At 75.5% G+C, this 13,721-nt stretch carries 11 protein-coding genes; 3 read left to right on the forward strand and 8 right to left on the reverse strand.

What is annotated here, in order from left to right:
* A partial coding sequence (locus tag VM242_10730) for an SBBP repeat-containing protein (protein HVM05639.1) occupies positions 1-2,225 on the reverse strand: 2,225 nt, incomplete at its 3' end.
* Between the two features lie 176 nt (positions 2,226-2,401).
* Here VM242_10730 and VM242_10735 point away from each other — a divergent pair.
* The 3 genes from VM242_10735 to VM242_10745 all read left to right on the forward strand — a co-directional run bounded on the left by VM242_10735 (position 2,402) and on the right by VM242_10745 (position 4,542).
* Complete coding sequence (locus tag VM242_10735; protein ID HVM05640.1) at positions 2,402-3,328, forward strand: hypothetical protein; 927 nt, start codon at positions 2,402-2,404, stop codon at positions 3,326-3,328.
* 229 nt (positions 3,329-3,557) lie between these two features.
* Entirely contained in the window at positions 3,558-3,992 is a 435-nt protein-coding gene (locus VM242_10740; GenBank protein ID HVM05641.1) for an Hsp20/alpha crystallin family protein, read from the forward strand.
* A gap of 94 nt (positions 3,993-4,086) precedes the next feature.
* Positions 4,087-4,542 carry an Hsp20/alpha crystallin family protein gene (locus VM242_10745; GenBank protein HVM05642.1) on the forward strand — a complete coding sequence of 152 codons (456 nt, stop codon included), beginning with the start codon at positions 4,087-4,089 and terminating at the stop codon, positions 4,540-4,542.
* A 124-nt stretch (positions 4,543-4,666) separates the two neighbouring features.
* On the opposite strand, the gene VM242_10750 is transcribed toward VM242_10745, so the two are convergent.
* The 7 genes from VM242_10750 to VM242_10780 all read right to left on the reverse strand — a co-directional run bounded on the left by VM242_10750 (position 4,667) and on the right by VM242_10780 (position 13,692).
* Positions 4,667-5,149 (reverse strand): FixH family protein, encoded by a 483-nt coding sequence (locus VM242_10750; GenBank protein ID HVM05643.1) that lies wholly within the window; start codon positions 5,147-5,149, stop codon positions 4,667-4,669.
* A gap of 7 nt (positions 5,150-5,156) precedes the next feature.
* Positions 5,157-6,050: an ABC transporter permease gene (locus tag VM242_10755; GenBank protein HVM05644.1), complete on the reverse strand. Its 894-nt coding sequence runs from the start codon at positions 6,048-6,050 to the stop codon at positions 5,157-5,159.
* The gene (locus VM242_10760) at positions 6,047-7,006 is read right to left on the reverse strand and encodes an ABC transporter ATP-binding protein (GenBank protein HVM05645.1); all 960 of its coding nucleotides are present in this window, start codon (positions 7,004-7,006) and stop codon (positions 6,047-6,049) included. Before VM242_10760 ends, VM242_10755 begins: the two co-directional genes overlap by 4 nt.
* Complete coding sequence (aspS, locus tag VM242_10765) at positions 7,003-8,265, reverse strand: aspartate--tRNA(Asn) ligase (protein ID HVM05646.1); 1,263 nt, start codon at positions 8,263-8,265, stop codon at positions 7,003-7,005. The genes VM242_10760 and aspS overlap by 4 nt, the downstream gene beginning before the upstream one ends.
* Positions 8,262-11,444, reverse strand: coding sequence for an amino acid adenylation domain-containing protein (locus VM242_10770; GenBank protein HVM05647.1), 3,183 nt, complete (start codon positions 11,442-11,444; stop codon positions 8,262-8,264). The genes aspS and VM242_10770 overlap by 4 nt, the downstream gene beginning before the upstream one ends.
* Positions 11,444-12,451: an MBL fold metallo-hydrolase gene (locus VM242_10775; protein ID HVM05648.1), complete on the reverse strand. Its 1,008-nt coding sequence runs from the start codon at positions 12,449-12,451 to the stop codon at positions 11,444-11,446. Before VM242_10775 ends, VM242_10770 begins: the two co-directional genes overlap by 1 nt.
* 65 nt (positions 12,452-12,516) lie before the next feature.
* Complete coding sequence (locus VM242_10780) at positions 12,517-13,692, reverse strand: glycosyltransferase (protein HVM05649.1); 1,176 nt, start codon at positions 13,690-13,692, stop codon at positions 12,517-12,519.
* Positions 13,693-13,721: the final 29 nt, after the last annotated feature.

Here is a 13,721-nt window from a genome sequence, read left to right on the forward strand (position 1 = left end):
ATGACGGGCGTCCCGCCGCCGGTGTCGCCGCCGCGTGGCGTGAGGCGGGTGACCAGCGGGCGGCCCGGGGTGTCGGCCGCCAACTTGGCCACGAAGCCGTCACCCGAGTTGGGCGTTCCCGGCACGAACCCGCCGCCGAAGACGGACTGGAAGGCGTTGACCGTGGGGAAGTACTCGGGGTCGCGGGCGAACGTGGTGACGCCGCCGATGTACGTCGCCTGCGACGCGTCGGTGGCGATGGCGCGGGCGTCGTCGGTGCCGATGCCGCCGTAGTGGGTGGAGAAAACGAACGAGGTGCCCGCCGGGGCCAGGCGGGCGACGAACGCCTCCGTGTTGCCGGCGTTGCGGGCCACCGGCCGCTCCACCGGGAACAGCTCGGAGCTGGCGATGCCCGAGAAGTGGGCGCTGCCGGTGGCGTCGACGGCGATGGCCTTGCCCTGGTCCTCCTCGGCGCCGCCCAGGTAGGTGGAGTACACGAGCGAGGCGCCGGTCGGCGCCAGCTTGGTCACGAAGACGTCGGTCGCCGGGCTGGCCGCCTTGGCAGCCTGGATGGGCGAGGCGGTGGGGAAGTCGGTGGACGCCGTGGACCCCGTGACGTAGGGCGAGGCGCCGGCGTCGAGGGCGACGGCGTTGGCGCTGTCCGCCAGGCCTCCGCCGAGGTAGGTGGACCACACGCGTGCCGTGGCATCGGGAGCCAGCTTGGTGACGAAGGCGTCCGTCGTCGTGCCGGCGCCCTTGGCCGCCTGGAACGCCCCCGCGGTCGACATCCCCGCCGACGCGGTGGAGCCGGCCACGTAGGCGTTGCCCCCGGCGTCGACGGCGACGCCGTTCGCCTGGTCGGCTGCCGAGCCGCCGAGGTAGGTCGACCACACGCGCGCCCCGGCGGTGCCGACCTTGGCGGCGAAGGCGTCGGCGGTGGTGCCCGCTCCCTTGGCCGGCTGCACGACGCCCGCGGTGGCCACGCCCGTGGTCGACTCGGTGGAGCCAGCCACGTAGGCGTCGCCGGCGGCGTCCAGCGCGATGGCCCGGGCCGCGTCGGCCCCCGGGCCACCGAGGTACGAGGAGAAGACGAGGGCGTTGCCCGCCGGGTTGAGCTTGGCCACGAAGGCGTCGGTGCTCGTGCCCGCCCCCTTGGCCGCCTGGAAGGCGTTCGCCACCGGGAAGTTGGTGGACGCCGTGGAGCCCGCCACGTAGGCGTTGCCCGCCGCGTCGACGGCGATCCCGAAGGCCTCGTCGGCCAGGCCGCCGCCCAGGTAGGTGGAGTAGACGAGGCCGTTCCCGGCGGGGTTGAGCTTGGTCACGAAGGCGTCGCCCGTCGTGCCGGAGCCTTTCGTCGCCTGAACGGGGTTGACGGTCGGGAAGTCGGTGGACGTCGTGCTGCCCGCCACGTAGGCGTGGCCGGCGCCGTCCACGGCGATGGCGTTCACGGCGTCGCCGAGGGGGCCCCCGAGGAACGTGGAGTACACGACGGCCGGGTCGATCACTAGGGGTCGGGCGGGGTCGTAGCGCCCGAGACGGAAGCGCACGGTGGCGCCGGCGGCTCCCTCCTCGACCAGGTACCCGGCGTCGACGGCGCGGCGCTGCCCGCCGATGTCCTGGTACACGACCGGCTCCTGGTGGCGGACGGCGCCCGCCGCCGTCTCGATGACGAGATCGCCGTCGTCGTCCACGGTGGCCGGCCGGTCGAAGACCAGCGTGATGCGCCCGGGGTCGGCGCCGGGCGCCACCACGAAGTCGTACTCGAGCCCGCTCGGGGCACCTCGGTACACCACGTCGATGCCGGGGTAGGCGCCGGCGTAGGTGACGGACCGGTAGCCGGCCACGCCCAGCACCCAGTCGGCCGGGTCGGGTCCCGACAGATAGTTGCTGACGCCGTCGAGGCGTTCCCCTCGGCGTGCGGTTGCCCCCGCGTCGGCGCCGTCGAGCCGCATCCCCACCGTGTCGGCCTCGGCGCCGCCGATCGACAGCACCAGCGCGGTGGGCCCTACCGACGCCGTGTAGCCGGGGGCGCGCGCCACGTACCCGGCCGTGCCGCCCGCCTGGCCCCGATCGGGCTCGAAGCGGAGGGGGAGCCGGCCGAAGGCCGCCGCCGTGTCAGCGTCGTCGGCCGACGGCGTCGCCTGGTGTGACGCCCCCGGTGCGGTGCCGCCACCGGACGCGCACCCCGAGGCGATCAGGCTCGCGGCGACGGCAGCCAACAGGACGCGGGATGAGCGAGCTCGCATGGGTCTCCTTCTCCGGCCGGGGAAGTCCTGGCAGTCCTTGTTTCGAAGCCTGCTTCGGCGAAGAACGTAGGCGGAGTGCGGGCCGACCACCAGACCGGCCGGCGCCAGCCGACCTCCACGGGGGCGACTTTTCGGCGCGGCGATGCCATACTTCCGGTGTGGCGAAGGGGGTAGGCATGCGGGATACCAGGGGTGCCCGGAAGGCGGTCTTCTCGGCGGCGGTGCTGGCGTTCGCGGGTCTCCTCGCCGTGCCGGCGTTCGCGTGCACGGCGAAGGAAGGGCTCCTGTCGATCACACCCGGCAAGGCCGACCCCGGCGCGCCGGTGACGATCATCGGCGAGGTGTTCAAGCCGACGGGCGCCGAGGCCGGGCCGGTGACCATCCGCTGGAACGGGCCGAGCGGGGTACCCGTCGCCACCGCCGACGCCGACGCGAACGGCACCTTCCAGGTGCAGATCGTGATACCGGCGGACGCCGCTCCCGGCTTCTACCCCGTCAACGCCACGCAGTGGCTGACCGACGGCGAGGCGTACAAGCCCTCCGTCACCGTCCAGGTGCTCGGCACCCCCGTACCGCCGCCCGCCCCGGCGTCGGCGCCGCCGGCGGCCACCGAGCAGCCAGCCGCCGCGCCGGTCCAGGCCGCAGCTCCCGCCGCCGCTCCGGCGGCACCCACGGCCCAGGCGGCGCCGGCCCCACCTGCGCCCGCACCACCCGTGCGGAGCGCCGCGGCGCGGGCGCAGCCGGCGCCCGCAGCGGTGCCGGCCGGGCCCGCGGACCCCGGGCCTCCGGCCGGGCCGGTGGCCGTGGCGGCCGGGGACGCCAACGCGCCGGCGGCGCCGGCCGTGGCCCCGGCGGTCGCCTCCGTCCCTCCGCCGGTCGTCGCTCCCGGCACCGTCACCGCCGACCTGTGGAGCGGCTTCGGCACCCTCCGGTCACCGGCGTGGGCGGGGTCGCGTGACGTCGGTCCGGCACCCGGCCCCGACGATGCCAGCCGGCTGTGGATGGTGTCGGTGATCGCCGGCCTCGTCCTGGTGAGCGCCGGAGCGGTCGGGCTGGTCCGCCGACCGCGGGTGGCCGCGACCGCCCCGCCCCCGGCCGACTGAACGGCCCTCGCGCCGGCGGCTCGCTTCAGCCGCAGCGCTCGGCCCGCCCGCCGGATGGCGGGCACAGGCTGCGCGTCCCCTGCGACGCTGCTGGCCCCACGTGCCGTGACCACTCGTCGCGGGCCGCCGCCCGGAGTTGGCTGCCCCGTTGGGAATAAACCTGTGTGCATGGTTGTCAACTTGGGGGAACGCAGGAACAGTCCAGCGACAGGAGGTCAAGCCCATGTTGATGCGAACCGATCCGTTCCGCGAGCTCGACCGGCTCACCCAGCGGGTGCTGGGCAACGGGGCGTCGACGGCGGTCATGCCCATGGACGCCTACCGCCACGGCGAGTCCTTCGTGGTCCACTTCGACCTGCCCGGCGTGGACGCCTCCAGCATCGACCTGACCGTGGAGAAGAACGTGCTCACCGTGTCGGCCCAGCGCCAGTGGCAGCCCGCCGAGGGCGACCAGGTGCTGGCCTCGGAGCGCCCCCAGGGCGCCTTCACCCGCCAGCTGTTCCTGGGCGAGAGCCTCGACGCCGAGCGCATCGAGGCGAGCTACGACAACGGCGTGCTGACCGTGACCGTGCCGGTGGCCGAGCAGGCCAGGCCCCGCAAGGTGGAGATCACCTCGGGCGGCGCCAAGGCCGGTGCCATCGAGGCCGAGTCGACCGCAGCCTGAGCCGCGTCCCTCGTGCGGCGGCCCCGCCGGTCTCCCCGCGGCCGGACAGCGGGGCCGCCCGCACTCGCACAGGACCATGAGGAGGTGACGTCACATGGCACTGCCCGTGCGACGCAGCAACGGCACCGCCCACGACATCCGTCAGGGCCCCTTCGCCGAGCTGGACCGGCTGAACCGCCAGCTGGGCGACTACCTCGAGTCGTGGCGCCAGCTGCCGAGCCTGCTCGGTGAGGGCTTCACCCCGCCGGCCGACGTCGAGGAGTCCGACGACGCCTTCACCGTCGAGATCGAGCTCCCCGGGGTCAGGAAGGACGACCTCGACATCGAGGTGGCCGGACGACGGCTCACCGTCACCGGTGAGCGCAAGGAGCGCCAGCGGGTGGGCATCCTCCGCCGCCGGGAACGGGTGGTGGGCCGCTTCCACTACGAGGTGGTCCTGCCCGCCGACGTGGAGGAGGACGGCGTGGAGGCCCGTCTCGACGACGGCGTGCTCACCATCCGCCTGCCCAAGCCGGTGAACGACCGACCTCGGCGCATCCAGGTCCGCTGAGTGGGTTCGACGGCCCGCACGGCCGGCTCGCTCGGCGCCGAGGCGAGCCGGCCGATCGGCGCCGAGCGGCGTAGGGAGTGGGCCCGGACCGACGAAGCCTCTCATGGGCCGGCGTCCGGGCGGGCTACCGGGCGACGAGGTCGAACGTCGTGGCCGCCGCCGGCCGGCCGCGCTCGTCGACGACCACCCGGGCCGTCCACGCGCCTTCCATGGGGTAGTCGACGGTGACCACGTAGGTCCCCGCCGTCGTCTCGGTGGCATGGCCCACGACGGCCATGGCCGACATGCCGCGCATGTAGGCGGCGATGCAGACACGGGCGCCGGCCACCGCCCGGCCGTCCCGGAGCACTCGCAGCCGGTAGGTCTTCTGCGCCGGGCCCGCCATCTCGCCGCTGGCGCCGCCGTCCCGGGCGCCGTCGCCCATCCCCGTCGCCCTGCCCGCCGTCCCGGCCGCCGTGAGGGCGGTCAGCTCCACCCGGTAGGAGCGGTCCGTCCCGGCCCTCTGGGCGCACCCGTCGCGCGCCGCGCTCTCGAAGCGGCCGACGGCGAGCGCGAACGCGGCCGTCGTCACGGCGACCAGCAGCCCCAGGCGGCGGATCCCGCGCACGGCGCCCCTACGACACGACCCGGCGGCGGAACCCGCGGGTCCCGAGGAACGTGAACACGACGGCCGAGACGGCCAGAGCCCCGTAGACCGCGCCGAGCGGCATGTGGTCCACGCCCACGAACAGGGCGGCCCGCATGCCCTCGCTCATGTAGACGAGCGGGTTGACGAGCACCAGGTACTTGAGCCACGGGACCGGGTCCAGCGAGGACCACGTGTAGAAGATGGCCCCGCCGAAGGCCAGGGGCAGGGCCAGCGTGCCGGCCAGCATCGGGACCGACGCCGGCTTGAGCAGGGTGCCGATGGTGAGGCCGAGCGCCGCCGACGTCACGCACGCCAGCGGGACGAGGGTGAGCAGGACCGGCCAGTCCACCGAGAGGAGGACGGGGGTGGCGGGCAGGAAGGCCGCAACCGGGAAGACGACCATGGCCGCGAACAGCGCCAGCAGGGCGCCGAAGACGATCTTCTGGAAGGCCATGGTGGCGACGGTGGTGGGAGCCATCACGCGGCCTTCGATCTCCCCGGTGACGTCCAGCTCCCGGGCGAGCGGGACGGCGACGCGGAACACGCCCTGGAAGGCCATCGCCTGGGCGATGAGCCCGGCCATGAGGAGGCTGGCGAAGCGTGCGGCGCCCGCGTCGTCGGTGCCGCCGATGCCCTGGCCGATGGTGGGGAACAGCCAGGTGAAGACGAACACCAGCAGCAGGGGCTGGGTGACGGTGTTGTGGAGGAACTCCCCGAGCGACTTGTCCAGCACGGTGAGGTCGCGCAGGAGCAGGGCGCTCACGGCCGCCCGGCGGCTCGGCCTCCCGCGGCGGCCGCCGCGGGAGGCGGGTCCGGCGGCGGCGCCCGTCCGGTGGCGTTCGTCGCCCGGGTCGCCCGACGTGGTGGCGGGCGCGGTCACTCCCGCAGCTCCTCCCCCGTCAGCCCGAGGAACACCGTCTCGAGGGTCGCCTCGCTGACCGACAGTCCCCGCACCGGGTAGCCCCCGGCCGACGCGGCGGCGACGATGCGGGCGACCGTGCCGTCGGCGTCGGTCAGCCGGAGGCGGAGGCCCCCCTCCGTGATGTCGGCGTCGCGGACGCCCGGCTCGGCGCGGAGGCGGCCGGCGAGCCGGTCGAGGTCGCCCTCGGTGCGCAGCACGACGACGGCGCCGGCGGCCACCGAGCGCCGGAGGCCGGCCGGCGTGTCCAGGGCGAGCAGCCGGCCCCGGTCCATGATGGCCACCCGCTCGGCCAACCGCTCCGCCTCCTCCATGTAGTGGGTGGTGAGCAGGATCGTCTCGCCCTCGGCGTGCAGCTGCTCGACCATCTCCCACAGCACCAGCCGGCTCTGGGGGTCGAGCCCGGCGGTGGGCTCGTCGAGGAACACCACGGCGGGGCGGGCGAGCAGGGCGCGGGCCAGAATGAGCCGGCGGGCCATCCCGCCCGACAGGGTGCCGACGTCGGCCGCCGCCCGGCCGGTGAGGCGGAAGCGCTCGAGCAGCTCGCCGGCGAGGGCGGAGGCCGCCCGGTGCCGGTGGCCGAAGTAGCGGGCGTGGAAGTAGAGGTTCTCCCGGACGGTGAGGCTGCGATCCAGCGTGTTCGACTGGGGCACCACGCCGAGGACCGCCTTCGCCCCGGCCGGGTCGGCCACGACGTCGATCCCGTCCACCAGGGCGGTGCCCGCCGTGGGCCGCACCCGGGTGGTGAGCATGCCGACGGTGGTGGTCTTGCCCGCCCCGTTGGGCCCGAGCAGGGCGAAGATCTCGCCCCGCCGCACGGACAGGTGGAGGTCGTCGACGGCGGTGAGGCCGCCCGGGTACACCTTGGAGAGGCCGCGGGTGACGATGACCGCGTCGTCGGCCTCGGCGTCCGTCACGGTCTCAGGCGGTGGCGGCCGCGGTGGAGGTAGGTGACCTCCCGCACGTCGCCGACGTCCAGCAGGCACATCAGCATGCGCGTGAGCCCCACGCCGAACCCGCCGTGGGGCGGGCAGCCGAAGCGGAAGAAGTCGAGGTAGGTGCGGATGACCTCGACGCGGGCCGGGTTCCGCCGGGCCTGGGCGAGCAGGCGGTCGTAGCGGTGCTCGCGCTGGGCGCCGGTGGTGACCTCCAGGCCGTTCCAGAGGAGGTCGAAGCTGCGGGTGAGGCCCGACCCCTCGCCGAGGCGCATGTGGTAGAAGGGCCGCACCGCCTCCGGGTACTCGGTCACGTACACGAACTCCGACCCCGTCGCCTCCCGCACGTGGCGGCCGAGGATCCTCTCGCCCTCGGCGTCGAGGTCGCCCTCGGGGAGGTCGGTGTGGCCGTGCGAGGCGAGGATGGCCCGGGCCTCCGCCATGGTGACCCTCGGGAACGGCGTCTCCGGCACCACCACCTCCCGCCCGTACAGCCGCTGGATGTCGGCGGCGTGCTCGCGCGACACCGCCGTGATCACGTGCCGCATCCAGCGCTCCTCGACGTCGAGGAGGTCGTCGAGGGAGTCGATCCACGAGATCTCGACGTCCACGCTGGTGAACTCGGTGTCGTGGCGGGCGGTGACCAGCGGGTTGGCCCGGAACACGGGGCCGATCTCGAAGACCCGGTCCAGGCCGGCAGCCATGGCCATCTGCTTGTAGAACTGTGGCGACTGCACGAGGTAGGCGGGCGCGTCGAAGTACTGGACGGTGAACAGCTCGCGGCCGGACTGGTTCGGGTAGCCCCGCACCTTCGGCGAGTGGATCTCCACGAAGCCGTGGTCGCGCCACCACTGGCGCATGGCGTGCTCGGCCGTGGTCTGCACCTCGAACACCAGGCGGTTGCGGGGCCGGCGCAGGTCCACCCAGCGCCAGTCGAGGCGGTCCTCCAAGGCCGAGCGCTCGTCCACGGGGAGGGGGCCGTCGGCCGGGCCGACCACCCGCAGCTCCTCGACGGCGAGCGCGGTGGGCGGTCCGGCGTCGACCGTCCCCACCACGTCGATCGCCGACCCCGGCGCGACGCCCGCCGGCGCCCCGACGAGCGGGAGCCGGCCGGTGTGGTCGCGGACGGCGCCGTCCGCCTCGGCCCAGCCGCAGACGCGGGCGGCGCGCCCGGCCAGCCCGGCGAGGTCGGCCACCAGGGTCCGGACGAGGGCGGGGGCGCTGGTACCGACGTCGGTCACGCCGGGAGCTCCGACAGCCGGAGGGCGGGGTCGGCGACGGCGCCCGCCAGCACCCGCCGGAACGCGGCGGCGAGGGCTTCGACGGTGGCGGCGTCGTAGAAGTCGTCCTTCCAGCTGACCTCGCCCCACATCTCCCGGCCGTCGTCGAGCAGGGTGATCGCCAGCGGGTGCATCTGGCCGCGGAACCACAGGCGGTCGGCTCCCTTGTGGTCGGCCGGGGAGACGACGGCCGACCCCGGCGCCCACTCGTCGGGCGCCGCCCGGAAGTACTGGAGGTCGACGGGGAGGGCGGCGAGCAGCGCCGGTCCCCCGGTCGGGAAGTCGGGGAAGAGCGCCCGGCGCACGCGCATGAACGGCACGTCCTGGTGGTCGAACAGGCCGAGGACGCTGTCGCGGACGCGCGCCAGCGCCACGGCGAACGTCGGGTCCCCCGAGAGGTCGGTCCGGATGCGCCCGATGCCGGCGAAGAACCCGACGACCCCCTCCAGCTCCGAGCGCTGGCGGCCGCTCAGCGTCGTGCTCACCACGACGTCGGTGCGCCCGCCCCTGAGGGCGATCGCGGCCTGGACGGCCGCCGCCACCACCATGAAGGCGGTGGCGGCGGCCGACCGCGCCAGCTCCGTGACGGCACCGTGGAGGGCGGGCGGGACCGCCAGCGGCCGCGACGAGATGCGGCGGGAGGGGCGGTCGGGCATCCGGTCGAAGGGGAGCCCGGGCCCGAGGGGCATGCCGGCCAGCTTCCGCCGCCAGTACGCCAGCTGCTCGTCCAGCCGATCGTCGGTGATCCACCGGCGCTGCCACAGGGCGAAGTCGGCGTACTGCACGGGCAGCGGGCGCAGGCCCGGCTCCCGGCCGGCGGCGAGCGCGTCGTGGACCGCCGCCAGCTCACTGAGGAAGACGAAGGCCGACGTGCCGTCGCACACCAGGTGGTCGAAGGTCACGGCCACCTCGGCGGCACCGCCCAGGCGGTAGAGGGCGCAGCGGAAGAGGGGCGGGGCGGCGAGGTCGAACGGGCGGGCGTCCTGTTCGCCGACCAGGCGGCGAAGCTCGGCGTCGCGCTCGGGCTCCGCCAGGTGGGACAGGTCGTGCGTCTCCACCTCGACGTCCACCGACCCGGCCACCGCCTGCCACGGTCGGCCGCCCTCCGACGAGAAGCCGGTGCGCAGGGTCTCGTGCCGCTCGGCCAGGTACGCCAAGGTGCGGGCGAGCACCCGGGCGTCCACGTCGGCGCCGAAGCGGTGCTGGGCGGTGACGTTGTAGAGGCCGGGCGGGTCGGCCGCCATCTCGAGCCCCCACATCTGCTCCTGGGGGAGCGAGAGCGGCAGCCGGTCGCCGGGCGAGCGGGGCTGGCGGACCAGGGGCGGCCTGGGGTCGGCGGCGGCGGCACCCCGGTCGAGGGCGGCGGCGAGCGACGCCACCGTGGGCGCCTCGAAGATGGCCTGGAGCGGGGTGTCGGGCCACGACAGCTCCCGCAGGCGGGCCACCGCCTGGGTGGCGAGCAGCGAGTGGCCGCCCAGCTCGAAGAAGTCGTCGTCGGCACCGACGCCGTCCACGCCGAGGACCTCGCGCCAGACCGACGCCACCACCTCCTCCGTGCCCGGCTGCGGCGGCCGACCGGCGCCGGCGCCGGCGGCGAGGTCGGGGTCGGGAAGGGCGTCGCGGTCGACCTTGCCGTTGGGCGTGTACGGGAGCGTGCCGAGGGCGACGAACGCCGACGGCACCATCCAGGCGGGCAGCCGGGCGGCCGCGAACCGGCGCAGCTCCCCCGGCGCGGGCGCCGCCCCGCCGGGCGGCGGCACGACGTAGGCCACCAGCCGGCGCCGGCCGGGCGTCGGCTCCCGGGCCACGACCACCGCCCGGTCGACCGACGGGTGGGCGGCGACGGCCGCCTCCACCTCGCCGCACTCGATGCGGAACCCCCGGATCTTCACCTGCTGGTCGGCCCGTCCCAGGAACTCCAGCTGACCGTCGGGCCGCTCCCGGACCAGGTCGCCGGTGCGGTACAGGCGGGCGCCCGGCGCGGCCGAGAACGGGTCGGGCACGAACCGCTCGGCCGTGAGCTCCGGGGCGTTGAGGTACCCACGCGCCAGCCCGGCCCCGCCGAGGAACAGCTCGCCCGCCTCGCCCGGCCCGACGGGCCGGCGGTCGCCGCCGAGGACGTGGGCGGTGACGTTGGGCAGCGGCCGGCCGATGGGCGGGTCGGCGTCGCCGTCCTCGTCGCCCGCCTCGTAGGTGGTGGCCATCACCGACGCCTCGGTGGGGCCGTAGGCGTTGATCCAGCGCACGTCGGGCTTGGCGACGTCCCGCCAGCGCTTCAGCGTCGCCCCCAGGGCCTTCTCGCCGCCGGCGATCACCAGCCGCACGGCCGGCGGCGCGGCGCGCTCGGCGCCGGCCAGGTCGCGGACCCAGTCGTGCCAGTACGCGGTCGGGAGGTTGAGCACGGTGACGCCCCGCTCCTCCAGCCACTCGTCCCAGGCCCGGCCGAGCAGGGGCACGTCGTCCGGGCGGAGGACGGCGGTGGCCCCCGCCGCCCACGTGGGGAAGAGCTCCTCGATGCTCACGTCGAAGCTGATCGAGCAGAACTGGAGGACGCGGTCGCCGGGCGCCAGCTCGTACAACCGGATGGCGGCCAGGGCATGGTTCACCAGCGCCCCGTGGGGCAGCAGGACGCCCCGTGGCCGGCCGGTGGAGCCGGACGTGTAGATCACGTAGGCCAGGTGCTCCGGCCCGACGTGGCGGTCCGGCGCCGACGCGGGATGGCGGTCGAGTGCGGCAGCGTCGGCGTCCAGCAGCACGGTGTGGCGGGCCGGCCCAGGCGGCAGACGCCCGGCGAGGGCGGCCGTGGCGACGACCACGGGCGGCGCCGCGTCGTCCAGCATCTGCGCCAGGCGGAGGGCCGGGTACGAGGGGTCGAGGGGTACGCACGCCCCGCCCGCCTTCAGGATGCCGAGCAGGCCGGCCGCCATGTCGAGCGAGCGGTCGAGGCAGGCGCCGACCAGCACGTCGGGCCCGACGCCGAGCGATCGCAGTCGGTGGGCGACCCGGTTGGCGCGCGCGTCGAGGCCGGCGAAGGTCAGCGTGCCGCCGTCGGCCGCCACCACGGCGGTGGCATCGGGCGCCCGCCGCACCTGCGCCTCGACGAGGTCGGCCAGCGTCCGCCGGTCGCCGTCGGCGGTCATCACAGCTCGAGCTCGACCAGGTCGTGGCCGATCACGACCTCGCCGTCGAAGCCGGTGACGCCCTTCACCCAGTGGTCGTCCGCCAGCACGTCGTCGCCGGGCACGAAGTGGGTGAGCACGAGGCGGTGCACGCCTGCCTCGCCAGCCACCGCGCCGACCTGGCTGAGCCCGGTGTGCGACGTGGTGAGGTGGTGGTGGCGGCGCTCCGCCTCGTGGCGCTCCTCGTCGGTGGCGGGGGCTGCGGCACCGTCCCGGTGGTCACGGTCCCGGTCGCCCCGGTCGTCCCCGTCGTCGTACACCTCGTGCACGAGGACGTCGGCGCCCCGGGCGAGGCGCACCAGGTTGGGCGACGGGGCGGTGTCGCCGGACACGACGACCGAGCCGGCGTCGGTGTCGACCCGGAAGGCGAAGGCGGGGAAGACCGGCGCGTGACGCACGAGCGTGGCGGTCACCCGCACGGCGTCGTCCTCGGCCACCAGGAGCGGCTCCATGTCGGGCGCCACCCGGTCGGGGCCGGCCGCGCCCAGGCCGGCGGGAAGCTCGATCGCGTGCGGGACCACGATGCCCCTCAGGTCCCGGCGGCCCGCCTCGCGCATGCGGATGTTGAGGTCGTAGGCGTGGGCCTCCAGCAGCCGCTCGGTGACCTCCACGATGCCGGGGGTGGGGCCGTCGGGGCGGACGAGCGGGACGGGCGGGCGGCCGGGCTCGTCGGCCGGGAGAGCGCTGGCACCGCCCGCCGGCCCCGGACCGTGGACGTGGACGGGCGGGTTCCACTGGAGCACGGGCCAGCCCAGCCAGAACAGGTGGAAGTAGTCGCACACGTGGTCCGAGTGCAGATGGGTGACGAACACCCGGCGCAGGCCCGACAGCAGCCGGGCTCGCCGCAGCTGGCGGGTGACGCCGCTGCCGCAGTCGACCAGGTAGGTGCGGCCGCCGACGACGACCGCCTGGGCGATGCCGGCCCGGACGGGGGAGGGAAGGGGCCCCCCGGCCGTACCGAGCAGCACCAGTCGAGTGGAGGCTCGGATGGACATACCTGCGGAAGGAACCCTACCGCCAAGCCTCCTCTCCGTCAGCCGGGGACGGCGCCGGCCGCGGCCAGCTCCTCCAGCCCGGGCACCACGTCGCCGGGGGAGGGCATGGCCGCGATCTCCTCGGCGACCGCCCGCGCCCTCTGCCGGTACGACGGGTCGTCGAGCAGCGCACGCACCGCCACCCGCACCGCCTCGGGGCGGACGTCGGGCGGGCCCAGGCACCTCGCCACGCCCAGTGCCTCGGCGCGCTCGGCGTTGGTGAACTGGTTGGCGCCCTGGGGCAGGAGCAGCATCGGCAGCCCGAGGGCGATGGCGGCGAGCAGCGTCCCCGAGCCGCCGTGGGCGACGACGGCGTCGCAGGACGGGAGCAGCAGCGACTGCGCGACGTAGCGCTCGACGTGGACGTTGGCGGGCTGGGGCCCCAGCTCCTCGGGATCGCGGCTCGGGCCGACGGTGACCACGAGGTCGACCGGCTCGCCGCGAAGCCCCTCCACCGCCGCCTCGATGACGCCCTCGGCCTCGTTGTCCACCGTGCCGAGGGTGACGTAGACAACGGGCCGGGAGCCCAGCTCGGCGGCCCACGCCGGAAGGGCGTCGCCGGGCAGGGCGTCGAACGCCACGGGGCGCATCGGGCGCGCCACGGCGGCCAGCCGCCCCGCCTCCACCGACTGGAGCGACGGTGGGCAGGTGTCGAGGTAGGCGCACCCGAACATGCCGGCGAGCGGCCGCCGCTCGAGCCCCCACGCCTCCCACGCCGGCGCCGCCAGCTCCTCGGCCGCCTCGAACAGCTCCATCGGGAACCGCGGACCGAGGCCGTGGGCGACGCAGGGCACGCCGGCGACGGCGGCCGCCACCGGGCCGGCGAAGTCGGTGACGTCCGCGACGACGAGGTCGGGCCGCCACCGCTCGGCTATCGCGACGAGGTCGGGCGCCTTTGCGGGCGCCGCCACGGCGGCGAACATCTGCGCACCGAAGCGGGCGGCGTTCTCGGGGCCCGGAGCCACGGCGTCGGGCAGGGCCAGCGCCCGCTCGAACACCTTGCCGGGACCGAGCCCGGCCGGGAAGGCGTCGAACCCGGCCCGCTCCACCCGCCCGCAGAACCGCTCCTCGGTGGCGAAGGCCACGTCGTGGCCGGCTGCCCGCAGCGCCAGGGCGAGGGGCGCCATCGGGTGGAAATGGCCATAGCCGGGCACACAGGTGAACAGCGCACGCACAGGCCGACGCTAGATCGATCCGCCTACGC

The organism is Acidimicrobiales bacterium, from assembly GCA_035540975.1.
Taxonomy (GTDB): Bacteria; Actinomycetota; Acidimicrobiia; order Acidimicrobiales.